The following is a 26,514-nucleotide window of genomic DNA, read 5'->3' as shown; positions in this document are numbered from 1 at the left end:
ATGCGCCGTTTCCTCGCGGTGACCCTGGCCTTGCTGTGCGGCTTGAGTTGGGTGGCAGGCGCGTCCGCCGACCCGCCGCAGTCGAAATCGGCCGGCAAACGGCTGATCAACCGTGTCTGCGATCTGATCGAAGCTCAGGCCCTAGAGAACGGGCTGCCCAAGGATTTCTTCGCCCGGCTGATCTGGAAGGAAAGCCGCTTCGATCCGAACGCGGTGAGCCCGGTCGGCGCCGAAGGCATCGCGCAATTCATGCCGGGAACCGCCAAGATGCGCGGCCTGGCCAATTCCTTCGACATCGAGCAGGCCCTCCCGGCTTCTGCGAAATACCTCGCCGAGATGAAGGCAGGTTACGGCAATCTCGGCCTCGCGGCCGCGGCCTACAATGCCGGCGAGAACCGCGTGTCGCGCTGGCTGGCTTCCGGCGGCTTCCTGCCGATGGAAACCGAAAGCTATGTCTTCGACATCATGGGCGAACCCGTCGACAAGTTTTCCGACAAATCCTATGCCGGCACCGTCGAGCCGCTCGACCCTAAGATGAGCTTCGCGGTCGCCTGCCGCCGGCTGCCGGTGATCATGTCGCGGACCGTCGCCATGGCCTCGATCAACGTCAAGCCGTGGGGCGTGCAGGTGGCGGGCAATTTCCGCCGCTCCGCGGCGATCGGCCAATGGCTGAGGGTCAAGAGCCGGTTCCCGGCGCTGCTCGCCAGCCATGATCCGGTGGTAAGCCGGGTGCGCACGCCGATCGGGCGGCGCGGCATCTACGCGGTCAGGATCGGCGCGGACTCGCGTGGCGAGGCCAACGGCATCTGCGACAAGCTGCAAAGCGTCGGCGGCGCCTGCGTGGTGATGCGCAACCGGTAGCTACGCCGTCTTGGCCGTCACCGTCTCGCTGAGCCAGGTGCCGATCTTGGCGCCAAGGCGGTCGGGCGATACCGGCTTCGGCAGATAGTCGTCCATGCCGGCCTCGATGCATTTTTCGCGGTCCCCCTTGAGCGCGTGCGCGGTGACGCCGATGATCGGCGTGTGATCGCCGCTCTGCGCTTCGATCGCGCGGATGGCGCGGGTCGCCTCATAGCCGTTCATCTCCGGCATGGAGACGTCCATCAGCACCAGCCGGGGCCGCAGCGCGCGGTACATTTCGACCGCCGTGCGGCCATTGCCGGCGATGCGGTAGCTGAGACCGAAGCCGTTGAGGATCTGGCCGAAGACCAGCTGGTTCACGTCATTGTCCTCGGCGATCAGGATATCGATCGGGCCGCTCGGCGCTGCGGTCGACTCCGGCGCCGCCGGCACGGGCGCCGCCGGGCCGCGGATGACGGTGAAGGACGGCGGCGCCGCCTGCGCCGTGGCCGGCTCGCGCACGAAATGCGCCTTGGCGCCCTGCATGCGCGCCTTCTGGATGGCCGAAATCACCGTGCCCAGGAGCACCGCCGAACGCGCCGGCTTGGTGAGATGCGCGACGATGCCGAAATCGATGACCATCCTGCCGAAATCAACCTGGTCGACCGAGGTGAGCAGCACGACCGGGATGGACGAAAGCCGGCTGTCGGCGGCAATCGCCCTCGCGACATCGGCGCCGTTCATGCCGGGCATCTGGTAATCGAGGATAATGCAGTCGACAGAGGCGCCGAGCTGGCAGGCGCGGTCGAGGAAGGCAAGGCCGACAGCGCCGCTTTCGGCGGCCGCGCAGTCGAAACTCCAGCTTCTGAGCTGCTCCAGCAGGATCTCCCGGTTGACCGGATTGTCGTCGATGACCAGCACCCGGGCGCCCGTGACGTCGACCGGCACCAGCTTGTCGGCCGCCTCCTGGTTGTGCGTAGGCAGCGGCACCGCGAACCAGAAGACGGAGCCGCGGCCGATCTCGCTTTCGACGCCGATCTTGCCGCCCATTAGGTCGACGAGCCTGGCCGCGATCGCAAGGCCAAGCCCGGTGCCTTCGTGGCGGCGGGTCGAGGAGCCGTCGACCTGGGCGAATTTCTCGAACACGCTTTGCAGCTTTTCGGCCGGGATGCCGATGCCGGTGTCCTCGACGCGGACCTTGAGCTGGACGACACCGTCGACGACGTCGCCGCCGACATCGACCAGCACATGACCCTTCTCGGTGAACTTCACGGCGTTGCCGAGCAGATTGGTGACGATCTGGCGGAAGCGTCCGGCATCGCCGACGACGAAGGCCGGCAGGCGCGGGTCGACGCGCACGATAAGCTCGAGGTTCTTTTCGGCCACGCGCGCCGACACCAGCGTCGCCACATCCTCGACCGCTTCCGCCAGGCGGAAGGGTGCGGGGTCGAGGGTGAGCTGGCCGGCATTGATCTTCGAGAAATCGAGGATGTCGTTGATGATGGTCAGCAGCGCGTTGCCGGATTTGACGATGACATCGGTGAAGGTCTTCTGGCGGGGCGTAAGCTCGGTCTTGGCCAGCAGCTCGGCCATGCCGAGCACGCCGTTCATCGGCGTGCGGATCTCATGGCTCATATTGGCCAGGAATTCCGACTTGGCGCGATCGGCGGCCTCGGCTTTGAACAGCGACGCGGCGCTCTCGGCGAAGGCGCGGCGGATGGCGTTCTCCATCGGCCGGAAGATCAGAACCGCGGCGATGGCCAGCACGGCAAACAGCAGTCCGCTCGCCCACAAGAGCAGCCGGTCGTTGGCAGCGTCGGCGAGGCGACGCTCCTCGTCGAGCGCGGTGCGCACCTTGACCAGCATCGGCTGGGCGAACAGGTCGTTCTGGTTGCGGATCTCGCGGTAGCTCCATTCATCGACCTTCTGCGCTGTCGACATCAAATTGAAGTTGCGCACCATGTCGCGCGCCGACCAGAACAGGTCGTCGTTCACTGAAGCGGTGTCCAGCGCGTTGATGGTGTTCCTGGACAGGCGCGGCCTGATCGCGGCCAACTGCGCGTTGAGGATCCCGATCTCGCTGGTCAGTCGCTCGGAGTGGCCGCGCGCGGCAGCGGCCAGCGCATCGCGCGTCTCGCTGCGCCAGGCGGTGCCGGTCGTCTCGGCGAAATTGGTGGCGTTGCGCAGGTCGCGGGCAAAGATGACGAAATTGCCGCTGAGGGCATCGACCTCGTGGCGGTACGAATTCACACGGTTGAGCGCGAACATCACGGCGGCCGAGGCCAGCGCGAAGACAAGCAGCCCCGAAATGTAGCGGATCCGGATCGACCGGAGGAAGGAAGAATATTCCGGCATGCGCCACCCCAACACATACGCATAATTTTAATGGCCGGGATTACGCTTGATTTACATTAAAATTTCGTTGGTGGCGGGGGCGGTCCAATACCAGCAGCAGCTTTGCGCGGTGGTCCGTTCGGGCTGCAACGACCGGGCTTCGGCCCGAGCGACGTCTTCTCGCCGCCGCAACCGTGCCGAAGAGGCTACGAGCTGGCGACGAGAGTGCGGTACCGCGCGGTCACCAACGCAATGATTGCCAAGTGAAGCAGGACCGCGAGAGCTGCGCCGATCAGGTGCGGGAGAAGACCTGCCGTCCGGCCGATCGTCCAGATCGTAGCGACGCTCAGCGGCAAAAACAAAAGGACGCTGGTGATGAGACCGGGATTGTATTTGCGCAATCGCGCCGACGTGACGAGATGCGCGAGCGCGTTGACGATCATGACATAGGGAGCAACCAGGCCCCAAGCGGGCCCCCACAGGAAGGCCGCGTAAAGGGCCAGCAGGTTGATGCCCCAGACAAAGGGCAGGTTGATAACGAGAACCGAAGCGACGGTAAGGGCGTCGCGGCCGCCAAAGACATGCTCGTTGGCGAATTTGCGGAATTGGTCGCCGGTGTGCTCCTCGACCTGATGGATCATGTAGACCGGGCTGTGCAGGAAGATGAGGAACACCGGCAGCGGAAGCGCCACGATTGGCGCGGCCGCTATGAGCGATGCTGCCATGAACCCTGCGCCCACGACCCAATAGTCCGCTAGCCAGCGTTGCAGTTTAAGCATTGATTCCCGCCCTCCTCAGTCAGTGATCCTGCATGAATGGACGCACATCGCCAGAACTATTCAAGTGCGTGGACGCCTTGGCGCTCCTTGACCATGTCGGACATTGACTGCCGCGACGGCCCCTGAGACAGTCGATGGAAGATGCGCGTCTCCGAAATTTGGCACTCCATCGGCTCGGCCATCCGTTGCGCCGTCGAGCCTTCCCTTGATCCGAGGTGGAAACGCGCGCACGAGAGGTGGCCGTGAGCGAACCTACACAGCGAATAGTTGCGACCAACGGCATCCGCCTTAATATTGCTGAGCACGGAGACGGGCCCCCGGTGCTGTTGTGCCACGGCTTTCCCGAATCCTGGTATTCCTGGCGCCATCAGTTGAGCGCGCTTGCGGCAGCGGGCTTTCACGCCGTTGCCCCCGACATGCGGGGCTATGGCAAGAGCGATCGGCCGGAGGCGATCGACCAATACACGCTCTTTCATCTGGTCGGCGACATGGTGGGCCTTCTCGACGCCCTTGAGGCTCCCAGCTCCGTCATCGTCGGCCACGACTGGGGCGCGGTCGTCGCCTGGCATGCGGCGCTGCTGCGACCGGACCGCTTCCATGCCGTCATCGGGCTCAGTGTGCCGTTCCGGCCGCGCGCCAATGCTCGCCCGACCAGCCTCATGCCGCGAACGGCGGAGTCCCAGTTCTACCAGCTCTATTTCCAGCAACCCGGCATTGCCGAGGCGGAGCTGGAACGGGACCCGCGGGCCACGGTGCGCGCCATGCTTTACGCAGTGTCGGGAGACGCTCCGGACGGCGGCGCCGGAATTGTTATGGTCCCGCGCGGCGGAAGCCTCCTGCAAGCAGCGGAGGTTCCTGCAAGCCTGCCGCACTGGCTCAGCGAAAGCGACATCGATTTCTACGCCGGCGAGTTCCAGCGCGCCGGCTTCGCCGGAGGTCTCAACTGGTACCGCAACATCGACCGGAACTGGGAACTGATGGCGCCCTTTGCGGGCGCGCGGATCAAGGTTCCCGCGCTCTACATGGCAGGCGATCGCGACCTGGTGGTCGCCTTCCCCGGCACGGACCAACTGTTGGCCAATCTCAGGAACTTCATCCCGCAAATCCGCGATACGCTGATGCTGCCCGGCTGCGGGCATTGGACCCAGCAGGAGCGCCCGGGCGAGGTCAACGCCGCGATGATCGAATTCCTGCGGAGCTTGCCAAACCGGGGCTGATCCAGGCGAAGCGCGTATCGACTCCGACACGGAAGGTCGGGCGGGCCGCCCTGCAAGCGGCCCGCTTTGCTCACCCTATTCCTTGGCCCGGTAGGCGTCGGGAATGACGAAGACCTCGTCGGCGCGGCCATAGCCCCCATCGGGAACTTCCTCGATCAGCACCATCGTGGTGGGACGCACAGCTTCGCCGAAATAATCGACGAACATCTGCGTGGTCTTGTGGACCAGGTCCTCTTTCTGCGCCTTCGTGAGGGCGGCTTCGGGCATCTTGAAGTTGGCAAAGGGCATTTCCAGGTTCCTTTCAGGTTGGGTTTCGGGCTTTGGATGAAGGAGGTCGGCAAGGCCGATGCGCTCAAGGAGCTGCGCCCGAACGCGATCGGCAACGCCGTTGACGATGGCCGCGCCGTCGTCGGACGGGTCGATATGGACACGGAACGGCCGGCGGCCATGCGGCATCGCCACGAGATCGACGATGGCCTGCGCGACCTTCGAGGGATCGGCGTCGGCGGGCTCCAGGTTGGCAAGGCCCTTCAACGCCTGGTCGTCGACGCCGGCGTAAGGTCCCGACCAATAGGCGGCGGCGCGCCCGGTGTCGGCGGGCTTGCCGGAATGAGCGAAATGCTCGGTGCCCTTGGTGAAGGCGCCCGGCACCACGATGCTCGTCTCGATGCCGAAACGGGCAAGCTCCAGCGCGTAGCTCTGCGCCAGCGCATCCATGCCCGCCTTGGCGGCGAAATACGGCGCGAGGAATGGCGGCGTGCCGCCGCGCGTGCTGCTCGATCCGACCCATATCATCAAGGCCTGGCCGAGCGAGCGCATATGCGGAAGCACTGCCCGATTGACGCGCTGGGTCCCCAGCACATTGACGTCGTAGAGCGCAGCCAATTGTTCCGGCGTGAAGGCCTCGGCCGGTCCGAAGACCATGTGGCCGGCATTGTGGATGACGACGTCGATCCTGCCGGCTTCCGCGAGGATGGTTTCCACGGCCGCTTCGATCGACGGTTCCGACAGCACGTCGAGCGCGATGGCGCGGATCGCCAGGTTCTCCTCGCGGGCCAGCCTTTCGACCTCGGCCGCCGCGGCACCGCCCCGCGCCCGCGGATCGCGCATCGAGGCATAGACCCGGTGGCCGGCCCTGGCGAGCGCCTTCGCGGTCATGGCGCCGAAGCCGCTCGATGCGCCGGTGATGAGAATTGTCTGCTGCATGATGGCCTCTATCATTCAGATCGCGCCGCCATTGGCGCGGATGATCTGGCCGTTGACCCATTGGCTGTCCGGGCCGGCCAGGAAGGCGACAAGGCCGGCGATGTCGTCGGGCTGGCCGAGGCGGCCGAGCGGGATGAGTCTGGTGATCGCCTCGATCTGCGCGGCGCTCTTGCCGTCGGTGAAGAGTTCGGTGTCGACCGGGCCGGGCGCGACGGCGTTGACCGTGATGCCGCGCGGGCCGAGCTCCTTGGCAAGGACATGCGTCATCGCTTCGACGCCGGCCTTGGTCGCGGCATAGACGCCGTAGGCCGGCTGGTAGAAGCCCACGACACTTGAAGAAAAGTTGATGATACGGCCGCTATCGTTCAAGCGCGTTGCAGCTTCGCGCATGCCGCGGAACGTGCCGCCGAGATTGATGGCGAGCTGCCGTTCGAATGCAGCGTCGTCGGTGTCGGCGATGGGCGACAGCCGCATCATGCCGGCATTGTTGACGAGGATGTCGGCCTTGCCAAAGGCCTTTTCAGCCGCGTCGAACAAGGCGGCCATGCCGGTCGGTTCGCCGATGTCGGCCTGGACCGCGAGAGCGGTGCCGCCGGCGGCCTCGACGGCCGACACGACCTCGCCGGCCGCGTCCTTGCCGCGCGCATAATTGACGATGACGGCGATGTCGTCCCGGGCGAGCCGCTTGGCGATCGCGGCGCCGATGCCTCTCGATGCGCCTGTCACGATCGCGGTTCTTGTCTTCTGCATGATCGGTCTCCGTTCGTTTGTTTGTTGTGGAGCCGATATAGATCGTCTTGTCTTCCGGATAATTGGCCGGATATTGACAGCAGTATTCGGATGGAGCGAACAATCAGCCATGGATCGATTGGACAGGATGCGGCTGTTCGTGCGCGTGGTGGAGCGGCGCAATTTCACCGCGGCCGCGGCCGATCTCGGCCTGCCGCGCTCGACCGCGACCGAAGCGATCCAGCAACTGGAAGAGCATCTGGGGACGAGGCTGCTTGACCGCACCACGCGCCATGTCGCCACGACGCTCGACGGCCAGGCTTATTACGAGCGCTGCCTGTCGATCCTTGGCGAGGTGGAGGATGCCGAGGCCGGATTCCGCAGCGCCGAGCCGCGCGGCCTGCTGCGCATCGATGCGCATCCGCTGCTCACGCAGCGCTTCCTGCTGCCGCAACTGCCGGCTTTCCTCGAACGCTATCCCGGCATCGACCTGCATATCGGCCAGGGCGACCGGCTGGTCGATCTGGTGCGCGAAGGCGTCGACTGCGTCATCCGGGCCGGTGAACCGCAGGACAGCGGCATGATCATGCGGCGGCTGGCGACGATCGAAGAAATCACCTGCGCCAGCCCAGCCTATCTGAAGCGCCACGGAACGCCGGCGTCACCGGAGGCGCTGGAGGGCCAACAGGCTGTTTGCTTCGTTTCCTCGCGGACCGGCGAGGTGCTGCCGCTGGAGTTCACGATCGGAGCGAAGGTGCATCTGGCGACGTTGCCGGGCCGGGTCCGTGTCAACAATTCCGACACTGCGGCCGATCTGGCGCGCCTTGGCTTCGGGCTTCTGCAGGCGCCACGCTACCGGCTCGAAAAAGACCTGGCTGACGGGACGCTGGTGGAGGTTCTCAAGGATTTCCCGCCGACGCCGACGCCGTTGTTCGCGCTCTATCCTCAGAACCGCCAGCTCGCGCCGCGGCTGCGCGTCTTCCTGGAATGGGCGTCCCGCATCTTCGCCGAGGCAAGAGTGTAAGGATCGGGGGCGGCGTGACCGCTGAAAACCGTGGCGGCTTTGAGCGAGCCGGTCGCTTGATGGGCAAACCTCCAAGCCATTGTACCCATTCGCGCGCAGGACCGTTGACAAGCCTGCGTCCACTCGTGTTCTATTTCGCAAGCGCACAATTTCCCGCGTAACACATCGCGTCCGGCACGGCCGGGCAAGGGCAGCATGGCCTCGCCGCGTCTCATGAAAGCATGGGATGTGTGTGGGGCCTTTGTTTTTTGAGGTCCGGGTGAAGACGTTCAGGGTCGGCATCCTCTATTCGACCACCGGTCCCTACGGGGCGATCGGCCGCGACTGCCGCGCCGGCGCCGAATTTGCCATCGAGGAACTGGAGAAGGCCGGAAGCGCCGTGCGCATCGAGCCGGTCTTCGGCGATCCGGGCGGCCAGCCGGAGCGTTACCTCGATCTGATCCGCGCCATGCTGCGCGACGACCAATGCCGCAATGTGATCGGCACCATCACTTCCCTGTCGCGCAAGGATGTCATCCCGCTGGTGGAGAAATATGACGGGCTGCTCTGGTACATCTGCCCCTATGAAGGCTTCGAGGCCAACGAGAACGTCATCTACACCGGCGCCTGTCCCAACCAGCATCTGATACCGCTGTTCGACTACATGCTGCCTCGCTACGGCAAGCGCGTCTATCTCGCCGGCGCCAATTATGTCTGGGGCTGGGAGATGAATCGGCTGGCGCGCGAGCTTCTCACGCGCGCCGGCGGCGAGGTGCTCGGCGAGCGCTATTTGCCGATCGAGGAGACCGATGTCGGCCTGCTGATCGCCGATCTGGAGCGCCACCGGCCCGACTTCATCTTGAACAACATGATCGGCCCGTCGAGCTACGCCTTCCTGGCCGCCGTGCGCCGGTTGGCGGATCGCGATCCTGCCTTCGCGCCGGAACGCTGCCCGGTGCTGAGCTGCGACCTGACGGAATGCGAGCTCGGCGAGATCGAGCCGGGCACAGCCGTCGGCCAGCTCTCGACAGCCTCTTACTTCGAAAGCCTGGCGTCGCTCGAAAACCGGATTTTCAAGCAGCGCGTCGCCGCCCGTTTCGGCACCGGACGCCGCGTCTCCAGCTTCTTCGCCGGCGCTTATGCGGCGGTGAAGCTCTGCGCCGAGGCGATCACCGATGCCAATCGCGACGACCCCGCCAGCGTGCGCGGCTTCCTGCACGCCAAGCCGCGACAGACTGTGCTCGGCCCCCTCGCAATCGACCTGCGCACCAATCATGCGGCCCTGCCTTTCCATCTCGGCCGCATCAACGAGCAGTCCGGCTTCGACGTCATCGCCTCGCATGGCGCGATTGTCGCCGATCCCTATCTTGTCGGCACGCTGGCCAGCCAGCCCGTCCCGCATCTGAGGGTCGTGCAATGACGCGGACGCCGAGTTTCGTTTCCTGGCGCGCCGCGATCCTGCATCGCACCGACGACAACATCGAGCGCCTGAAGCGTCAGCTCGAACGTCTCGGCGTGACCGTCCTCGTGCAGTGGAAACCGCTCGATCTTGCCGAAACGCCGGCGGACATCGTGCTCGTCGACGCCGATCAGGGTTGGGACGATCTCTTGCCATGGGACGGGGACGAGGCGCCCGTTCCGGTGGTCGCGCTGCTCGGTTCCGAAGCGCCGGGCCGCATCGCCTGGGCGCTCGGCAAGGGCGCCGGCGCGCTCATCGCCAAGCCAGTCACCGCCTCCTCGGTCTATCCGGCGCTGGTGCTTGCCACGCACGCCCACCATGAGCGAACGGCCGTCAAGGCGCGCATTGCCGGCCTGGAGGAGCGGCTGCGGCTGAGACCGATTGTCTACGACGCGATGCGCTCGATCATGGCCGCGCAAGGCGGCGATGAGACCGGCGCCTATCGCACGCTCTGCCGCCTCGCCATGCAGCGCCGGCTCACCGTCGAGCACGTCGCCGCTTCCATAGTCGCCGGGCATGAGCCCGTGCCGCGCGCGATGTAGGCCGCTGGCATGCGGGTTCTGCGCGAACTGACAAGACGGCCTTCCGCCCTTTTCGGGCTGATCGTGGTCGTGCTCGTCCTGCTGGCGGCGATCTTCGCGCCATGGATCGCGCATTTCTCGCCGGACGACCAGCTTGCCGACGGCCTGTCGCTCGAAGGCGCGCCGCTGCCGCCCGGCGGCGACCATCTGTTCGGCACCGACACGCTCGGCCGCGACCTCTTCGCCCGCGTGCTGTTCGGCGCCCGCACGTCGCTGATCATCGGTCTCGTCGCCAACGGCGTCGCCGTCGCGATCGGATTGCTTGTCGGGCTGCTCGCCGGCTATCTGCGCGGCGCCGCCGGCAACCTGCTGATGCGCTTCACCGACCTGATGATGGCCTTTCCGGCGCTGCTGCTCGCCATCGCGCTCGCGGCGCTGCTGAGACCCAGCCTGTGGATCGTCGCCATGGTGATCGCCCTGGTGAACTGGGTGCAGGTCGCCCGCATCGTCTACACCGAAACGCGCGGCCTGGTGGAACGCGACTTCATCGTCGCCGAGCGTTCGCTGGGCGCCGGCAATGGCCGCATCATCCTTCTGCACATCCTTCCCCACCTGATGCCGACAGCGATCGTCTGGGGCACGCTCGGCATCGCCACCACGGTGCTGCTCGAGGCGACGCTGTCCTTCCTCGGCATTGGCGTGCAGCCGCCGCAGCCCTCCTGGGGCAACATCATCTTCGAGAGCCAGAGCTATTTCCAGGATGCGCCCTGGCTGGTGTTCATCCCCGGCGCGATCATCCTCGCCACGGCGCTGTCCTTCAATCTGATCGGCGACGCCCTGCGCGACATCCTCGACCCGACCCAGCGCGGGAGGCTGTGACGATGGCCTTCTTCCTCGCCCGCCGTCTCGTCCAGGCCGTGCTGATCCTGCTCGGCGTGGCCGCCATCACCTTCCTTCTGCTCTATTTCCTGCCGGCAGACCCCGCCGTGCTGATCGCCGGACGCTCCGCGACGCCGCAGATGGTGGCCGCCATCCGGCATGAGCTTGGCCTAGACCAGCCTCTGGTCATGCAGTTCCTGCATTATGTCGGCAACCTGCTGCATGGCGATCTCGGCCGCTCCTATACGCAGAAGACCGAGGTGCTGCCGCTGATCCTGGCGCGGCTGCCGGCGACGCTCATCCTCATGGCCGCCGGCATCGTCCTCGAGGTCGCGCTCGGCCTGACCTTCGGCATCATCGCGGCGGTCCGGCGCGGCGGCTTCGTCGACCGCTCGGTGATGATGCTGTCCTTCGTCGGCGTCTCGTCGCCGCAATTCGTCGTGGCGCTGCTGCTTCTCTATGTCTTTGCCGCCACGCTCGGCTGGTTCCCGATGTCCGGCTTCGGCACGGCGCGGCATGTCGTGCTGCCGGCGCTCACGCTCGGCGTGCTCGGCGCCGGCTGGTATGCGCGCATGGTGCGTTCCGCCATGATCGAGGTGCTGCGTCAGGACTATGTGCGCACCGCCCACGCCAAGGGCCTCAGCGGCCGCCGCGTCGTGCTCGGCCACGCGCTGCCCAACGCGCTTTTGCCGATCATCGCCATGGTCGGCATCGACATCGGCCAGTTCATGAGCGGCGTGGTCGTGGTCGAGGCCGTCTATGGCTGGCCCGGCATCGGCCAGCTCGCCTGGCAGGCTATCCAGCAGGTCGACGTGCCGATCATCATGGGCGTCACACTGGTCTCGGCGCTGGCCATCGTGCTCGGCAACCTTCTCGCCGACTTCGTCGCCCCGTTCGTCGATCCCCGCATCCGCAGCCAATAACCAACAAGACCAACAGAGGAGTGAACTCAGTGAACAAATTCGTCAAACAGATTGGCCTGGCGGCACTGCTCGCCACCTCGGCCCTGATGCCGGCCAGGCTCGCCTTCGCCGACACGCCGACCAATGGCGGCGACATCATCGTCACCTACAAGGACGACATCGCCACGCTCGACCCCGCCATCGGCTATGACTGGCAGAACTGGTCGATGATCAACGCCCTGTTCTCGCGCCTGGTCGACTACAAGCCGGGCACGACGGAGCTCGGACCGTCGCTCGCCGACAGTTACGACGTCTCCGACGACGGCAAGGTCTATACGTTCAAGCTGCATCCCGGCGTCAAGTTCACCAACGGCCGCGCGGTGACGGCGGCGGACGTGAAATGGTCGATCGAGCGCGCCGTCAACCCGAAGACGCAAGGCCCGGGCGCCGGCTTCTTCCACTCGATCGTGGGCGCCGACAAGATGACGGCCGGCACCGCCGACACGATGGAGGGCATCACGGCGATAGACGACCATACGGTGAAGTTCACGCTCTCGCAGCCCGACGCCACCTTCCTCAACGTGCTGGCGCTCAACTTCGCTTCGGTCGTGCCGAAGGAGGCGGTGGAGGCCGCCGGCGGCGATTTCGGCAAGCATCCGGTCGGCTCCGGCGCCTTCACGCTGAAGGAATGGACGATCGGCCAGCGCCTCGTCTTCCAGAAGAACCCCGATTATTTCATCAAGGACCGGCCGCATGTCGACTCTTTCACGATCGAGATCGGCCAGGAACCGCTGGTGGCGCTTTTGCGCCTGCAGAAGGGCGAGGTCGACATTGCCGGCGACGGCATCCCGCCAGCGAAATATCTGGAGATGAAGAAGTCCCCCGAGTTCGAGGGCATGATCGTCGACCGCCAGCAGCTGGAAACCAGTTACGTCACTTTGAACACGCAGGTAAAACCCTTCGACAACGCCAAGGTGCGGCAGGCCGTCAACATGGCCATCAACAAGGACCGTATCGTGCGCATCATCAACGGCCGCGCCACGCCGGCAAGCCAGGTGCTGCCGCCGCTGATGCCGGGCTACGACCAGAACTACAAGGGCTATGCCTACGATCCCGAAAAGGCCAAGGCGCTGCTCGCCGAAGCCGGATTGAAGGACGGCTTCTCGACCCAGATCTACACCTCCAACACCGATCCGCAGCCGCGCATCACGCAGGCGATCCAGCAGGATCTGGCGGCGATCGGCGTCAAGGCCGAGATCAAGGCAGTGGCCAATCCGAACGTGATTGCCGCCGGCGGCACGCAGGGCCAGGCGCCGATGGTCTGGTCCGGCGGGCTCGGCTGGATCGCCGACTTTCCGGATCCGTCCGACTTCTACGGGCCGATCCTCGGCTGCGGCAGCGCGGTTGCCGGCGGCTGGAACTGGTCGTGGTACTGCAACAAGGACATCGACGCCCGCGGGCAGGCGGCGGACGCCATGCCAGTGCCGGCCAAGGCCGAGGAGCGCAACAAGGTCTGGGCGCAGATCTTCACCGACATCCAGACCAATGACGCGCCCTGGATTCCGGTCTTCAACGAACGCCGCGTGGTGGCCAAGGCCAAGCGCATGGGCGGCCCGGACGAGATCTATATCGATCCGACCCGCGTGATCAATTACGAAGCGATCTATGTGAACAAATAGGCCGTCTCATTTGCCGGCGGCGGACGTCCGTCCCGCCGCCGGCAGCCTTCAACGATGCCGCCTGAACGGGAGGGCGGCTTTGCCAAAAACAAACGAGAAGCAACAGCCATGTGCGTGAAGTGCGACTACACCATCCATCGCGCCAGCCATCATTTCGGCTGGAACCGCGATTTCCAACCGGCGCTGACCGCCGGGCCGGGTTCGACGATCCATTTCGAATGCCTCGATTCCTCCGGCGGACAGTTCGACGCGAACTCCACGGTGGCGGATGTTTCGACCATGGATTTCGGCAAGGTAAATCCGGTGACCGGACCGGTCTATGTCGAGGGCGCGATGCCGGGCGATGCGCTGAAGATCACGCTGCGCCATTTCGAACCGTCGGGCCTCGGCTGGACCGCCAACATTCCGGGCTTCGGCTTGCTCGCCGACCAGTTCAAGGAGCCGGCGCTGCATATCTGGAAATATGATGCCGCCTCGCTGGCGCCGGCGCTCTACGGCCCGGGCGGGCGCGTGCCGCTGAAACCTTTCGCCGGCACGATCGGCGTGGCGCCCGCCGAACGCGGCCTGCATTCCGTGGTGCCGCCGCGCCGTGTCGGCGGCAATCTCGACATCCGCGACCTTGCGGCCGGAACCACGCTCTATCTCCCGGTCGAGGTCGAGGGAGCGCTGTTCTCGATCGGCGACACCCACGCCGCTCAAGGGGATGGCGAGGTGTGCGGCACGGCGATCGAGAGCCGCATGGACGTCGAGGCGACGATCGAGCTGGTCAAGGATGCGCGGCTGGAAAGTCCGCGCTTCACCACGCCGGGGCCGGTGACCCGCCATCTCGACGAGGCGGGCTACGAGGTCACTACCGGCGTCGGACCGGACCTGATGACCGCGGCGCGCGAAAGTGTGATGCGCATGGTCGATCTGCTCGCCGCCGACCATGGGCTGAAGCCGGTCGACGCCTACATGCTCTGCTCGGTCTGCGGTGACTTGCGCATCAGCGAGATCGTCGACATGCCGAACTGGGTCGTCTCGTTCTACTTCCCAAGGATCGTCTTCAATTGATGGCGGATGGTTCCGGGCGAGGAAGAGATGCTGTCCTGACCGTCGAGAACCTGTCGGTGGACGCGCTTACGCCTGAGGGCGCGAGGCGCGTCATCGACGGCATCAGCTTTGCGCTGGCGCCGGGCGAGACGCTCTGCCTTGCCGGCGAGTCCGGCTCGGGCAAATCGGTGACGGCGCTCTCGATCATGCGCCTGTTGCCGCGCGCCTCGCTGCGCATCGCCGGCGGCGACATCAGGCTCGAACGCCAGTCGCTTCCGCGCCTGCCGGAGCGCGCCATGCGCGACGTGCGCGGCGGCGAGATCGCGATGATCTTCCAGGAGCCGATGACGTCGCTCAACCCTGTACACTCGATCGGCGCGCAATTGACAGAGGCGATCCGGACCCACCAGGGCGCGGAAGGTTCAAGCGTCGAGCAGCGTGCCCGCGACATGCTGGATGTCGTGCATATCAGCGACCCGGCGCGGCGCATGAAGCAATATCCGCACGAGCTCTCCGGCGGCATGCGCCAGCGCGTCATGATCGCCATGGCGCTGTCCTGTCGGCCGAAAGTGCTTCTGGCCGACGAGCCGACGACGGCGCTCGACGTGACGGTGCAGGCGCAGATCCTGAAGCTGATGCGGGAACTGAAGCGGGAGTTCGGCACCGCCATCATCCTCATCACCCATGACATGGGCGTCGTCGCCGAGATGGCCGACCGGGTGGCCGTCATGCGCGAGGGACGGATCGTTGAGGCGGCATCCGTGCTCGACATCTTCGAGCGGCCGCAGGCCGACTATACGCGCGAGCTGCTCGCCGCCGTGCCGCGCCTCGGCGCCTTTGCGGGAACCGACGCGCCGCCCCGGGTCACGGCCACCCCCCGACCGCCGGTCCCAGACGGGGAAGCGCCCGTACTTTCGGTGAAGAAGCTTGTCGTCGATTACGGCGCCTCCTCCAGCCTGTTCCGCCGCCGCGCCTCGGAAGCGCCGGCGGTGCAGGATGTCTCCTTCGAGATAAGGCCGGGCCGCACGCTCGGCCTCGTCGGCGAGAGCGGCTCCGGCAAGTCCACCACCGGCAAGGCCGTGCTCGGCCTTGTTCCGTTCACCGGCTCGGTGATCATCGGCGGCACGTCCGTTCACGGCCTCTCGGCGAGCGCGATGCGGCCGGTGCGCCGCGCCGCGCAGATGATCTTCCAGGATCCCTACGCCTCGCTCGACCCGCGCATGACGGTGGGCGCCGCCATCGCCGAGCCGCTCGTCATCCACGGCATCGGCTCCAGGGACGATCGACGCGAGCGCGTGGCCTCGCTTCTTGCGCGCGTCGGGCTCGAAGCCGATCACGCCTCGCGCTATCCGCACGAATTTTCCGGCGGCCAGCGCCAGCGCATCTGCATCGCACGCGCCCTGGCGCTGGAACCGAAGCTGATCGTCGCCGACGAAAGCGTCGCCGCGCTCGACGTGTCGGTGCGCGCTCGCGTGCTCGACCTGATGCTGGAGCTGCAGGAGACGCTGGGCTTGGCCTATCTCTTCATCTCGCATGACATGGCGGTGGTCGAGCGCATGAGCCATGACGTCGCCGTCATGCGCGCCGGCCGCATCGTCGAAGCCGGCCCGCGCCGCGCGGTGCTGTCGTCGCCGCGCGAGGATTACACGCGCGAACTGATCGCCGCCGTGCCCATTCCCGATCCACGCGCCGCGAACGTGCAGAACTGACGTCGTCCCGACGCGTCGCCGTGCTCATACCGCCGCCCCTTCCGTGTGTGGACGGCGGCGGAGGCTGGCGGTGGTCAGAGCCGGTGGATTGTATGCGGCCTCGTTCAGGCCGACATCGGTGCCGGGCGGAACGATCCGGTCGATGCGGTCGAGGACGTCGTCGGTCAGGCGGATGTCGGCGCAGGCAAGCAGGTCGTCGAGATGCTGCATGGTGCGCGGGCCGAGGATCGCCGATGTCACCCCGGGATGCGCCATGACGAACGCCATCGCCATGTGAGTGAGGGACATGCCGGCTTCGGCCGCCAGAGGGATGAGCTGCTCGACCACATCGAGGCTCCGCTCATCGGACATCTGTCTCGGCATGAATTTCGCCCGTATGCTGCCCTCGGGCAGCGGCTGCCCCTTGCGGTAGCGGCCGGTAAGCAGGCCCTTGGACAGCGGGCTCCAGACCAGCACGCCCATGCCGTAGCGCTGACATGTCGGCAGCATGTCGCGTTCGATGCCGCGGTCGAGGATCGAATAGGGCGGCTGCTCGGTGCGGAAGCGCGCGAGGCCGCGCCGCTCCGCGACCCACTGCGCCTCGACGATTTCGGAAACCGGGAAGGTGGAGGAGCCGATGGCGCGCACCTTTCCCGCCTGCATCAGGTCGGTGAGCACCGAAAGCGTCTCTTCGATGTCGGTGTCCGGTGAAGGACGGTGGATCTGGTAGAGGTCGATGTAGTCCGTCTGCAGGCGCTTGAGCGAATCCTCCACCGCACGGGTGATCCAGCGCCGCGAATTGCCCTGCATGTTGGGATCATCGCCCATGGGGCCGTGGACCTTGGTGGCAAGCACGATGCTGTCGCGGCGCCCCTTCAGGGCCTTGCCGACGATCTGCTCGGATTCGCCGGCGCTGTAGCGATCGGCGGTGTCGACGAAGTTGATACCGAAATCCAGCGCCTTATGGATGATGCGGATCGCATCGTCATGATCGGCATTGGCTATGCCGCCGAACATCATCGCGCCCAGGCAATAGGGGCTGACCTTGATGCCGGTTCGCCCGAGTGTACGGTACTGCATTGCTGTTCTCCTTTGGATCCAGTGCGCCGCCTAAGCGGCCTGCGGCGGAAGCTCCCGCTGCAGGCTATGTTCGATTTGCCGTCACCGATTTGCCGTCACCAGGGGATCGTCACGTTCTCCCATCTTGTGAATGTCCCCGAGGGACCCTCCGGACCGAGCAGGGCAACGCGGACCACCTCGCGCGAGCCGTCCTCAACCGATTCCGTTCCGCCGTAATTGTTGAGGTTGGTGCGGGTGTAGGCTGGCGAGACCAGGTTGACCTTGATGCCTGTCGACTCGAGCTCAATCATCATCGCCAGCGTTATGGCGTTGAGCGCGGTCTTGGAGGCCGGATAGACCGGGCCGAACAACGCGCGATAGCCGAAGGCAGGGTCGGCGTTGGAGGTCAGCGAACCGACGCCGCTCGACACGTTGACGATGCGGGCATCCGCCGATCGGCGCAGCAGCGGCAGCATCGCCTGGTAAACGGCAAGCACGCCGAACACGTTGGTCTCCCACACGGCGCGTACTTCATCGAGGGAGACGTTGCTCGGGCGGGTCAATCTGGCATGATCCTCGACCGTCTCGTCCGGCCGGCGTCCGGTGTTCGAAATCGCGGCATTCTGCACGAGCAGGTCGAGCCGGCCGAATTCGTCGCCGATACGCGCCGCCGCGGCGGTGATCGAGTCCTGGTCCGTCACGTCGAGCTGCAGCGCGATGGCCCTCGGCCCGATCTCGCTCGCCGCCGCCTCGCCGCGCTCGAACTTGCGCGATCCGACAAGGACGGTGACCCCGTTTGCCGCGAGTTCCTTCGCGACCTGCAGACCGACACCCTGATTGGCTCCAGTGACCAGCGCGATGCGATTGTCCGGCATGATCGTCTCCTGTTGTCCGATTGATTGTCACAGCCGCCGCCCTGCACTATGTTGGCGGATGCGGAACAGTGTTCCGATTCACAAATACGGAACATTGTTCCGTTTTTCAAGAGGTATTTGGTGAGCGACAAACGGCGAACCCAAAATGAGGTGGCGGAAGGCGCCGACCGACGTGTGCGTGTCGACGTCCAGCGCAACCTCGACGCGCTGTTGCAGGCGGCCAAGGCGGTGTTCGCGACCTCAGGCGTCGATGCGCCGGTGCGCGAGATCGCCGAGAAGGCGGGTGTCGGGGTCGGTACGGTCTATCGGCACTTCCCGCGGCGCTCCGATCTCGTGGCCGCGGTGTTTCGTCGTGAAATCGATGCCTGCGCCGCCGCCGCGCCTCTCCTCGCGGCCAGCTATGAGCCTGGCGAGGCTTTGTTGAAGTGGATTGAGCGCTATGTGGCCTTTATCGCGACCAAGCGCGGCTTGGCCGAAGCGCTGCATTCAGGAGATCCCGTCTTCGAGCCGCTGCCGCTCTACTTCCAGCAGAATCTGGAGCCCGCGCTCGGCCAACTGCTGCGTGCCGCGGCGACCGCGGGAGAAATCCGCGGTGATGTCGATGCAGGGGACCTGCTCAACGCCATCGCGAGGCTGAGCGGCGCCGATCAGGCCCAGCGCATGGTCGCCTTGCTGGTCGACGGCCTCCGCTATGGCAAGAAAGCATCTTCAGGCCTCCGATAGCCTGTCGTCAGCTGTTGCGCGTCGCGATGAAGGTCGCAGCCTCCTTGAGCAACCCTGCCTGCTCGCCATAGGGATCGAGCAGCGCATGCGCCTGGTCGATCAGCCCGTGGAGTTGGCCACGCGCCCAGCCGGGGCCGTGCAGCGAAGCGAGCGTCGCCTTGCCGGCGGCGGCGTCCTTGTTGGTCGCCTTGCCCATCTGCTTGGCGTCGGCGGTGAGGTCGAGCAGGTCGTCGGCGAGCTGGAAGGCAAGCCCGATTGCCGAGCCGAATTCGGCCAGCCGCTCGCGGTCGGCGGATGGCGCGCCGGCGACGATCGCGCCGGCCTCGCAGGCGAAGCGGATCAGCGCGCCGGTCTTCATCGCCTGCAGCGTGATGATGCCTGCCTCGTCGGGCCGTTTGCGCTCGGCTTCCAGATCGAGCATCTGGCCGCCGACCATGCCGCCGGCGCCGGCGGCGCGGGCTAGCGCCAGCACGAGCGCCATTCGACGGTCGGCAGGCAAAGCCGTCGCCTCATCGGCAATGATGTCGAAGGCCAAGGTCAACAGCGCGTCGCCGGCGAGGATGGCGGTGGCCTCGTCGAAGGCCTTGTGCACCGTCGGCTGGCCGCGCCGCAGGTCGTCGTCGTCCATCGCCGGCAGGTCGTCATGGATCAGCGAATAGCAATGCACGCATTCCAGCGCCGCCGCGACACGCAGCGCCGCGTCATTGTCGGCCGAAAACAGCGCGGCACTTTCCATGACCAGAAAAGGCCGCAGCCGCTTGCCGCCGTTGAGCACGCCATGTCGCATGGCCGCCATCAGGCGCTCGGGCCGCGTGATCTCACCGGTGAGCGGACGCCCGTCGAGAATCCGGCGCAGCTCGGTCTCGACGGCCGCGGCGCGCATCAAAAGCGCGGTTTCGAAGGCGATCTGGTCGTCTTTGCTCATGGCCGGGAGCGGTAGCCGACACTCAGACATTGCGCAAGCAGGCGCGCGCCTTTATGCCGGAGGGGGCGAGGCACGGGTGGGACGGCTTGACGGAACCGATCGTCGAACATGGAAGCGAAGGGCTGGACATGGCGCGCTCGCGGCGCCTGAGCCGCGCCAGTCTGAGGCGCATCGGCCGGCGCTGCCTGGTCGTGGCGCTCGTGCTGGCGGCCATTCCGGTCGTGCTGACCTTCCTCTATTTGCCGTCCTTCGTGCATCCGATATCGACCCTGATGCTGAAGGACCTCGCGACCTTCTCGGGCTATGACCGGCGCTGGGTGTCGATCGACGACGTGGCGCCGGTGCTGGCGCATTCAGTGATCATGTCGGAAGACGGGCAGTTCTGCTTCCATCGCGGCGTCGATCTGGGTGAATTGCGCGGCGTGGTCGATGACGCGCTGGCCGGCGAGGCGACGCGCGGCGCCTCCACCATCACCATGCAGACGGTGAAGAACCTTTTCCTGTGGTCGCGGCCGCTTGGCAGCGTGCGCAAGGTCGTCGAGCTGCCTTTGGCCGTCTATTTCGACGCGGTGATGTCGAAGCGGCGGATCATGGAGATCTATCTCAACATCGCCGAATGGGGACCGGGCATCTATGGCATCGAGGCTGCCGCCCGGCATCATTTCGGCGTCTCGGCCAAGCAGCTGTCGCGCAGGCAGGCCGCCCTGCTCGCCGTCAGCCTGCCCAACCCGATCGCGCGCAATCCGGCCAAGCCGGGGCCGGGACTGAGGCGGCTGGCCTCGCTGATCGAGCGGCGCGCCAGCCGGTCCGGCGCCTACGTCGGATGCCTCGACTAGGGCGTGATCCCGAAAAGTGGGAACCGGTTTTCGGAGAAGATCACGCTCCAACGAAGACTTGGAGCAGGACGGCGTTTCGAGGAAACGGCATCCTGATCCAGACGAAGCGGCGCCGGCTCAAAAAAATTCGCGGCCAGCGCTGGCCAAAACGGCGCAAGGCGTGTATAGGCACCCGACTTTCTCAGATTATGGCCTCGATGCGGCCCTTTCGCGAGGGTTGCCGGGGCATTTTGACCATGTAGTGGAGCATATCCATGGCCGTTCCAAAAAGAAAAACCTCTCCGTCGAAGCGCGGCATGCGCCGCTCGGCCGACGCCCTCAAGGCCCCGACCTATGTCGAGGACAAGAATTCCGGCGAAATGCGCCGCCCGCACCACATCGACCTGAAGACCGGCATGTATCGCGGCCGCCAGGTTCTGGAGCCGAAGGAAAGCTGAGAAGCTTCCAAGGATTTCTGACGTTTCGAAAGACCGGCCCCTGGCCGGTCTTTTTGTTTTGGCGCCGGCGGCGTCCGGAATTGATCGCTCGCGCTGCCGATGGCGGCGCAACGGGCTGACATCGTTATTTCATTAGGTCTTACAGCGTGTTCGCCGCGGCGGCGAAAAACCTTGACGGCGCGCTTGCCGCGGATTTTACAAAAGGGGGTGCCCTGATTGGAGTCGCCCAGATGTTCGGTGCCATCCCGCTGCTGATCGTGCCTTTCGTCCTCTACAATCTCGGCCTGCTCGGATTGTTCGGCGGCGGCGACGATCCCTGGATGACCGAGATGTTCTCCTTCCGCATGATGTCGGGCGGCGTCTTCTCGATGACGCTCGGCGACCTGATGGTGCTGATCGGGCTGATCTTTCTCTTCGTCGAGATCTCGAAATCGGTGCGGACGACCAATGCCTCGATCCTGGATCACCTTCTGTCGACGCTGGTCTTCATCGCCTTTCTCGTCGAGTTCCTGTTGGTGAAGGGCGCGGCGCACTCCGTCTTCTTCACGCTGATGATCATCGCGCTATTCGACGTTCTGGCCGGCTTCTCGGTGTCGATGCGGTCGGCAAGCCGCGACATCAATCTGAACTAACCTTCGCGGGAGTTTTTGACGGGCCGCTTCCGTTGCCGGATGGCATGCGTTGACGGTTGGCGGAAACCGCCGGCTCGCGCTGACCACGGCAGCGTGACAGATTCCGGCTGCCAACGCGGCCTCAACCTGTCAAGATCGCCTGACCGCTGAACCAGATCGTCACCTGCCCTCGTATCTCACCGCATGAACCTCATCGGCGCCGCGCTCTTCTTCCTCATCGCGCTCCTCTTTGCCCTGGCCGGCATCACCCGCGCCGGCGTCTGGCTGATCGAGCGACGCTGTCCGCCGGCCGGCGAGTTCGCCGAGGTTAACGGCGCGCGCATCCATTATGCCCATGTCCCGGCGCCTGCCGGCGCCGACCTGCCGCCGGTCGTCTTCATCCATGGCGCCAGCGCCAACCTGAAGGACCAGATGCTGCCGCTGAAGCCGTCGCTCGAGGGCCGCGCCGAAATGCTGTTCCTCGACCGTCCCGGTTTCGGCTGGTCGGAGCGTGGCGATAATGAAACCTTGGCCGCTCAGGCGGACACCATTGCCCAGCTGATGGACCGCCTCGGCATTGCAAAGGCCATTGTCGTTGCGCATTCCTTCGGCGGCGCGATCACCACGGCCTTCGCTCGCCAGCATCCTGAAAAGACGCTGGGCCTGGTCTTCCTCGCGCCCGCCACGCATCCATGGCCGGGCGGCGCGACCGCCTGGTATTACAAGCTCACCGCCACGCCGGTGGTCGGCTGGCTGTTTTCCGAAACGCTCGCTTACCCGGCCGGCATGCTGCGGATCGGCGACGCGACGGCTTGCGTCTTCTCCCCCAACACCCTCCCGGACTTCTATCTCCAAAACGCCTCGATCCCGCTGGTGCTCAGGCCATCCGCCTTTCGCGCCAACGCCCGCGACGTCGCCCAGCTCCACGACTATGTCCGGGCCGCCTCTCCCGCTTACCGGGAGATCAAGGCGCCGACCGTCGTCATCTCGGGCGACCGCGACAAGGTGGTCTACGCGACGATCCACTCCGTCGGCCTCGAGCGCGACATTCCCGGCGCAGAACTGGTTTGGGTCCGCAATCTCGGCCACAAACCGGACTGGATCGCGCCCGATCTCGTGGTCGGCGCGATCCGGAAGGTGGCCGGCGCGCCGATCGATCTCCAGGCAATGGCAAGAACCGTGGAAGGCCGTATCGCCGGCGACACGCAGGGCGCCGACCGCTGCCCCGAACTCAAGGTGCCCAACGCAGAACTCGCGCCAAGTTGACCTCGAAAACCAAGCGCCTGGGATGCGTTGAGATTCAGGTCAGGCCGAGCCGGAGTCGAAGATGGGCTCGAAGCGACCAAACTGGATGGCTTCCGAGAACCGGAGCGGAACGTACTTAAAGGACGTGAGCACCGGAAGCGCAGGAAGCCGCTACGTGCAGGCCGGCCTCACCTGAATATCGGCATTCCTAGTGAGTCTCAGACCCGATATATGCAATCCGCAGCATATTGGTCGATCCGGGTGTCCTGAGCGGCACGCCGGCCGTGATGATGACGCGGTCGCCAGGCTTGCCGAAACCTTCTTCCAGCGCGATGCGGCAGGCCCGGTCGACCATGTCGTCGAGGTCGGTAGCATCCTCCGAAACCACGCAATGCGTGCCCCACAGCAGCGACAGGCGGCGCGCCGTGCTGAGGATCGGCGACAGCGCCACGATCGGCACCTGTGGGCGCTCGCGAGCGGCGCGCAGCCCGGTGGTGCCGGACGCGGTGTAGGAAATGATCGCCGACAGTTTCAGCGTCTCGGCGATCTCGCGGGCGGCAAGTGAAATGGCGTCGGCCCCGGTCGCCTCGGGTTCCGAACGCTGCGCGTTGATGATGCCGGCATAGGTCGGGTCGGTTTCGACCTTGGTGGCAATGCGGTTCATCATGCCGACAGCTTCGACCGGATAGGCGCCGGCCGCGGATTCGGCCGAAAGCATGATCGCGTCGGCGCCCTCGAAGACGGCGATCGAGACATCGGAGACCTCGGCGCGGGTCGGCACGGGCGCGGTGATCATCGATTCCAGCATCTGCGTGGCGATCACCACCGGCTTGCCGGCTCGGCGCGCGGCGCGCGTGATCTGCTTCTGGATGCCGGGCACGGCTTCGATCGGCATCTCGACGCCGAGATCGCCACGGGCGACCATCAGCGCATCGGAGAGCTCGATGATCTCGGGGAGCCGGGCGACCGCCTGCGGCTTCTCGATCTTGGCCATGATCAGCGCCCGCCCGCGCGCGATCTTGCGCGCCTCCGCCAGATCCTCCGGCCGCTGCACGAAGGACAGCGCCACCCAGTCGACGCCGGTGGCAAGCACAGCGTCGAGATCGGAGCGGTCCTTGTCGGTCAGCGCGCCGACCGGCAGGTCGGTATCGGGCAGGCTGACGCCCTTCTTGTCGGATATGCCCGAGCCGGCAACGACGGTGCAGGTGATCGACTTGCCGTCGGCCTTCAGAGCCTTCAGCTCCAGCTTGCCGTCGTCGATCAAAAGTCTGTGACCGGCCTCGACCGAGCTCAGGATTTCGGGATGCGGCAGGTACACACGTTTCGACGTACCGGGTTCCGGATTGTCGTCGAGCGTGAAGGTCTGCCCCGGTGTCAGCGCTTCCTTGCCGTTGGCGAACTTGCCGACCCTGAGCTTCGGCCCCTGCAAATCGGCGAGGATGCCGATCGGCCGGCCGACGGCGGCCTCGACGGCGCGGATGCGGCCGACCAGCGTGCGCATCAGCTCGTGGTCGGTATGGCTCATATTGATGCGGAAGACATCGGCGCCCGCTTCGAAGAGCTTCTTCAGCATTCCCTCGGAGGAGGAAGCCGGACCGATGGTGGCGAGGATCTTGACCTTGCGGTTGCGTCTCATTGACTGTTTGTTCCCGGAGCGGGGGCCGCTGCTGGCGCGCCTCCCGTTGCGGGCTCGTCGGTCAGCTGGACCATCCAGCTGGCCTGCTCGCCCGTGTCATATTCCTGAAATCCGGCGCGTTGGAAGCCCCGGGCGACGCAATCATTCACGCCGGCGATCTTGAACTCTTTTTCGGCGACGCACATGTTGATCGGGCCATCCCAGCGCCCGCCACGCTCGGCGTCTTCTGCATAAAGATAGTAAAACCTCGATGACAGCGGACCCTCGATCAGCGTCTTGCAGGTCGATCCTTCGATGTGCCACCAGCCCTCGGTGATCCAGCCGGCCTTGGCGCGATAGCCGATGCCGACGCCCACCAGATTTTGCGTTGCGTTGCAAACGCGGAAGTCGGCCCGGGCCGGCGAGGTCGCGGCTATCGCGAAAAATCCCGCACCGACGATCAGCAACGGCAGGGCCAGGCGCTTGCGCAGCCGGCCGGCAAAACCCATCGCAGATCCCCTTGCGAACCACATTTGCATCTCTCGAAGCCCCTTTTCAGCAAACTCCGGTCGCATGTCAACGCGCCGTTTTGTTCAATTCCAATCGATTTAGAAGGGCCCGTCGCGCAAATTCTCCCCGCTCCGGGGATTTTTTGCGGAAACCTTGGCCAAACAACGGCATTGCGCCGGCGTCTTCTTCGTGGAATGACGATACCACATCGCAGCCGCCATCCCCTTTTCAGCCGATGACCCGATCCACAGTTTTCACGCCGTTCGACATCGTCGAGGGCGACCGCAAGAAAGGCGTCGTGCTTCTGGCCGATCACGCCCGCCGCGACCTGCCGGAGGAATATGGCAGTCTCGGTTTGCCGGCATCCGAATTCGACCGTCACATCGCCTATGACATCGGCGTCGAGACGGTGACGCGCGAGCTCGCGGCCGCGCTCGACGCGCCGGCGGTGCTGGCCGGCTTCTCGCGGCTGTTGATCGACCCCAACCGGGGCGAGGACGACCCAACCATGATCCGTCAGCTCTATGACGGTACCGTGGTGCCGGGCAACTATCCGATGGCCTCTGAAGAACGCGAGCGGCGGCTCGACCGCTTCTACCGGCCCTATCACGACGCCGTCGGCGCGATGATCGCCTCCGTGGCGCACGCGTCGGGCAAGGCGCCGTTCATCTTCTCCGTCCATTCCTTCACGCCGGTGATGCAGGGCTTTGTTCGCCCCTGGCATGTTGGCGTGCTGTGGGACCGCGACGACCGCGTGGCGCGGCCGCTGATCGATATGTTGGCGCAGGACAAGTCCCTCGTTGTCGGCGACAACGAACCCTATGACGGCGCGCTGCGCGGCGACACCATGTTCCGCCACGCCATCATCAACGGCTACGCGCATGCGCTGATCGAAATCCGCCAGGACCTGATCGCCGACCGCGCTGGGGCGCTTGCCTGGGCTGAGCGGCTGGCGCCGATCGTTGACGCCATCGACCGCCGTGCCGATATACATCAGGTGAAGATGTTCGGCTCGCGCACCGGGCCGGTATAAGAAAGCCGACAGGCCGGGAGTTTCCGAGATGACCGAACTCAGCGACGACCAGAAGCGCGACTTCGAGGCCGCGGCTTTCCGCCGGCTGGTGGCGCATCTGCGCGAACGCGGCGATGTCCAGAACATCGACCTGATGAACCTCGCCGGCTTCTGCCGCAACTGCCTGTCCAACTGGTATCGCGAGGCCGCCGAGGCCGAGGGCGTGGCGCTGTCGAAGGATGCATCGCGCGAGATCATCTACGGCATGCCCTATGCCGAATGGCAGGCGCTCAACCAGACCGAGGCTTCAGAAGCCAAGAAGACAGAGTTCGAGGCCAAGCGGCCGAAGGATCATTGATAAGCCGAGCGTCTTCGCGCCGTCGTCATTCCAGGGCGGA

Annotated in this window: 26 protein-coding genes and 1 pseudogene; 17 read left to right on the top strand and 10 right to left on the bottom strand. The window is 65.5% G+C overall.

Annotation, left to right across the window (positions count from 1 at the left end; all coding sequences use genetic code 11):
* On the top strand, nucleotides 1–861 hold the full coding sequence (locus tag E5X34_RS24780) for a lytic transglycosylase domain-containing protein (RefSeq protein ID WP_292570164.1): 861 nt from the start codon (nucleotides 1–3) through the stop codon (nucleotides 859–861).
* On the opposite strand, the gene E5X34_RS24775 is transcribed toward E5X34_RS24780, so the two are convergent.
* Nucleotides 862–3,195, bottom strand: coding sequence for a response regulator (locus E5X34_RS24775; RefSeq protein WP_292570161.1), 2,334 nt, complete (start codon nucleotides 3,193–3,195; stop codon nucleotides 862–864).
* 185 nt (nucleotides 3,196–3,380) lie between these two features.
* Nucleotides 3,381–3,899, bottom strand: a complete 519-nt coding sequence (locus E5X34_RS24770; protein ID WP_292570158.1) for an HXXEE domain-containing protein — start codon at nucleotides 3,897–3,899, stop codon at nucleotides 3,381–3,383.
* Between the two features lie 269 nt (nucleotides 3,900–4,168).
* Here E5X34_RS24770 and E5X34_RS24765 point away from each other — a divergent pair, with 269 nt between their 5' ends.
* Nucleotides 4,169–5,170: an alpha/beta hydrolase gene (locus E5X34_RS24765; RefSeq protein ID WP_292570155.1), complete on the top strand. Its 1,002-nt coding sequence runs from the start codon at nucleotides 4,169–4,171 to the stop codon at nucleotides 5,168–5,170.
* A 75-nt stretch (nucleotides 5,171–5,245) separates the two neighbouring features.
* Here E5X34_RS24765 and E5X34_RS24760 read toward each other — a convergent pair whose 3' ends face one another.
* From E5X34_RS24760 to E5X34_RS24750, 3 genes and pseudogenes are all read right to left on the bottom strand, one after another.
* Nucleotides 5,246–5,458, bottom strand: a complete 213-nt coding sequence (locus tag E5X34_RS24760; RefSeq protein ID WP_292570235.1) for a 4-oxalocrotonate tautomerase family protein — start codon at nucleotides 5,456–5,458, stop codon at nucleotides 5,246–5,248.
* A gap of 33 nt (nucleotides 5,459–5,491) precedes the next feature.
* Nucleotides 5,492–6,379: pseudogene (locus E5X34_RS24755) on the bottom strand (SDR family oxidoreductase); the annotation flags it as partial.
* 12 nt (nucleotides 6,380–6,391) lie between these two features.
* Nucleotides 6,392–7,126 (bottom strand): SDR family oxidoreductase, encoded by a 735-nt coding sequence (locus E5X34_RS24750; protein ID WP_292570152.1) that lies wholly within the window; start codon nucleotides 7,124–7,126, stop codon nucleotides 6,392–6,394.
* Nucleotides 7,127–7,235: 109 nt separating this feature from the next.
* Here E5X34_RS24750 and E5X34_RS24745 point away from each other — a divergent pair, with 109 nt between their 5' ends.
* The 8 genes from E5X34_RS24745 (at nucleotide 7,236) to E5X34_RS24710 (ending at nucleotide 16,289) form a co-directional block, all read left to right on the top strand.
* Nucleotides 7,236–8,129: a LysR family transcriptional regulator gene (locus E5X34_RS24745; RefSeq protein ID WP_292570149.1), complete on the top strand. Its 894-nt coding sequence runs from the start codon at nucleotides 7,236–7,238 to the stop codon at nucleotides 8,127–8,129.
* A 259-nt stretch (nucleotides 8,130–8,388) separates the two neighbouring features.
* Nucleotides 8,389–9,528 (top strand): transporter substrate-binding protein, encoded by a 1,140-nt coding sequence (locus E5X34_RS24740; RefSeq protein WP_292570146.1) that lies wholly within the window; start codon nucleotides 8,389–8,391, stop codon nucleotides 9,526–9,528.
* Nucleotides 9,525–10,109, top strand: coding sequence for an ANTAR domain-containing protein (locus E5X34_RS24735; RefSeq protein WP_292570143.1), 585 nt, complete (start codon nucleotides 9,525–9,527; stop codon nucleotides 10,107–10,109). Before E5X34_RS24740 ends, E5X34_RS24735 begins: the two co-directional genes overlap by 4 nt.
* 9 nt (nucleotides 10,110–10,118) lie before the next feature.
* On the top strand, nucleotides 10,119–10,967 hold the full coding sequence (locus E5X34_RS24730; protein ID WP_126064052.1) for an ABC transporter permease: 849 nt from the start codon (nucleotides 10,119–10,121) through the stop codon (nucleotides 10,965–10,967).
* 2 nt (nucleotides 10,968–10,969) lie between these two features.
* On the top strand, nucleotides 10,970–11,890 hold the full coding sequence (locus E5X34_RS24725; protein WP_292570139.1) for an ABC transporter permease: 921 nt from the start codon (nucleotides 10,970–10,972) through the stop codon (nucleotides 11,888–11,890).
* An 86-nt stretch (nucleotides 11,891–11,976) separates the two neighbouring features.
* The gene (locus E5X34_RS24720) at nucleotides 11,977–13,548 is read left to right on the top strand and encodes an ABC transporter substrate-binding protein (RefSeq protein ID WP_292570232.1); all 1,572 of its coding nucleotides are present in this window, start codon (nucleotides 11,977–11,979) and stop codon (nucleotides 13,546–13,548) included.
* Nucleotides 13,549–13,656: 108 nt separating this feature from the next.
* Nucleotides 13,657–14,601, top strand: coding sequence for an acetamidase/formamidase family protein (locus E5X34_RS24715; RefSeq protein WP_292570136.1), 945 nt, complete (start codon nucleotides 13,657–13,659; stop codon nucleotides 14,599–14,601).
* Nucleotides 14,601–16,289, top strand: a complete 1,689-nt coding sequence (locus E5X34_RS24710) for an ABC transporter ATP-binding protein (protein WP_292570133.1) — start codon at nucleotides 14,601–14,603, stop codon at nucleotides 16,287–16,289. The genes E5X34_RS24715 and E5X34_RS24710 overlap by 1 nt, the downstream gene beginning before the upstream one ends.
* A 24-nt stretch (nucleotides 16,290–16,313) precedes the next feature.
* Here the strand turns inward: E5X34_RS24710 and E5X34_RS24705 are convergent, their stop codons facing one another.
* Nucleotides 16,314–17,348, bottom strand: coding sequence for an aldo/keto reductase (locus E5X34_RS24705; protein WP_292570131.1), 1,035 nt, complete (start codon nucleotides 17,346–17,348; stop codon nucleotides 16,314–16,316).
* Nucleotides 17,349–17,443: 95 nt separating this feature from the next.
* Complete coding sequence (locus E5X34_RS24700; RefSeq protein ID WP_292570129.1) at nucleotides 17,444–18,202, bottom strand: SDR family NAD(P)-dependent oxidoreductase; 759 nt, start codon at nucleotides 18,200–18,202, stop codon at nucleotides 17,444–17,446.
* Between the two features lie 117 nt (nucleotides 18,203–18,319).
* On the opposite strand from E5X34_RS24700, the gene E5X34_RS24695 reads away from it, so the two are divergent.
* The gene (locus E5X34_RS24695; protein ID WP_292570126.1) at nucleotides 18,320–18,925 is read left to right on the top strand and encodes a TetR/AcrR family transcriptional regulator; all 606 of its coding nucleotides are present in this window, start codon (nucleotides 18,320–18,322) and stop codon (nucleotides 18,923–18,925) included.
* A gap of 7 nt (nucleotides 18,926–18,932) precedes the next feature.
* Here E5X34_RS24695 and E5X34_RS24690 read toward each other — a convergent pair whose 3' ends face one another.
* Nucleotides 18,933–19,808: a polyprenyl synthetase family protein gene (locus E5X34_RS24690; protein WP_292570229.1), complete on the bottom strand. Its 876-nt coding sequence runs from the start codon at nucleotides 19,806–19,808 to the stop codon at nucleotides 18,933–18,935.
* Nucleotides 19,809–19,978: 170 nt separating this feature from the next.
* On the opposite strand from E5X34_RS24690, the gene E5X34_RS24685 reads away from it, so the two are divergent.
* The 4 genes from E5X34_RS24685 (at nucleotide 19,979) to E5X34_RS24670 (ending at nucleotide 23,000) form a co-directional block, all read left to right on the top strand.
* Entirely contained in the window at nucleotides 19,979–20,686 is a 708-nt protein-coding gene (locus E5X34_RS24685) for a transglycosylase domain-containing protein (RefSeq protein WP_189343365.1), read from the top strand.
* Nucleotides 20,687–20,940: 254 nt separating this feature from the next.
* Nucleotides 20,941–21,123 (top strand): 50S ribosomal protein L32, encoded by a 183-nt coding sequence (gene rpmF / locus E5X34_RS24680; protein ID WP_006203806.1) that lies wholly within the window; start codon nucleotides 20,941–20,943, stop codon nucleotides 21,121–21,123.
* Between the two features lie 230 nt (nucleotides 21,124–21,353).
* Nucleotides 21,354–21,755: a hypothetical protein gene (locus E5X34_RS24675; protein ID WP_095804621.1), complete on the top strand. Its 402-nt coding sequence runs from the start codon at nucleotides 21,354–21,356 to the stop codon at nucleotides 21,753–21,755.
* Nucleotides 21,756–21,938: 183 nt separating this feature from the next.
* On the top strand, nucleotides 21,939–23,000 hold the full coding sequence (locus E5X34_RS24670; RefSeq protein WP_292570123.1) for an alpha/beta hydrolase: 1,062 nt from the start codon (nucleotides 21,939–21,941) through the stop codon (nucleotides 22,998–23,000).
* A gap of 187 nt (nucleotides 23,001–23,187) precedes the next feature.
* Here E5X34_RS24670 and pyk read toward each other — a convergent pair whose 3' ends face one another.
* Nucleotides 23,188–24,615, bottom strand: coding sequence for a pyruvate kinase (gene pyk / locus E5X34_RS24665; protein ID WP_292570120.1), 1,428 nt, complete (start codon nucleotides 24,613–24,615; stop codon nucleotides 23,188–23,190).
* Nucleotides 24,612–25,169, bottom strand: coding sequence for a DUF1036 domain-containing protein (locus E5X34_RS24660; RefSeq protein WP_292454776.1), 558 nt, complete (start codon nucleotides 25,167–25,169; stop codon nucleotides 24,612–24,614). The genes pyk and E5X34_RS24660 overlap by 4 nt, the downstream gene beginning before the upstream one ends.
* A gap of 170 nt (nucleotides 25,170–25,339) precedes the next feature.
* Here E5X34_RS24660 and E5X34_RS24655 point away from each other — a divergent pair, with 170 nt between their 5' ends.
* Nucleotides 25,340–26,137, top strand: coding sequence for an N-formylglutamate amidohydrolase (locus tag E5X34_RS24655; RefSeq protein ID WP_292570117.1), 798 nt, complete (start codon nucleotides 25,340–25,342; stop codon nucleotides 26,135–26,137).
* Nucleotides 26,138–26,165: 28 nt separating this feature from the next.
* Complete coding sequence (locus tag E5X34_RS24650) at nucleotides 26,166–26,474, top strand: DUF1244 domain-containing protein (protein WP_292570114.1); 309 nt, start codon at nucleotides 26,166–26,168, stop codon at nucleotides 26,472–26,474.
* The last annotated feature ends 40 nt before the right edge of the window (nucleotides 26,475–26,514 follow it).

The organism is Mesorhizobium sp. (assembly GCF_004963255.1).
Taxonomy (GTDB): Bacteria; Pseudomonadota; Alphaproteobacteria; order Rhizobiales; family Rhizobiaceae; genus Mesorhizobium.
Note: the sequence above shows the minus strand (reverse complement) of the source record. Positions and strands in the feature narration are given on the sequence as shown.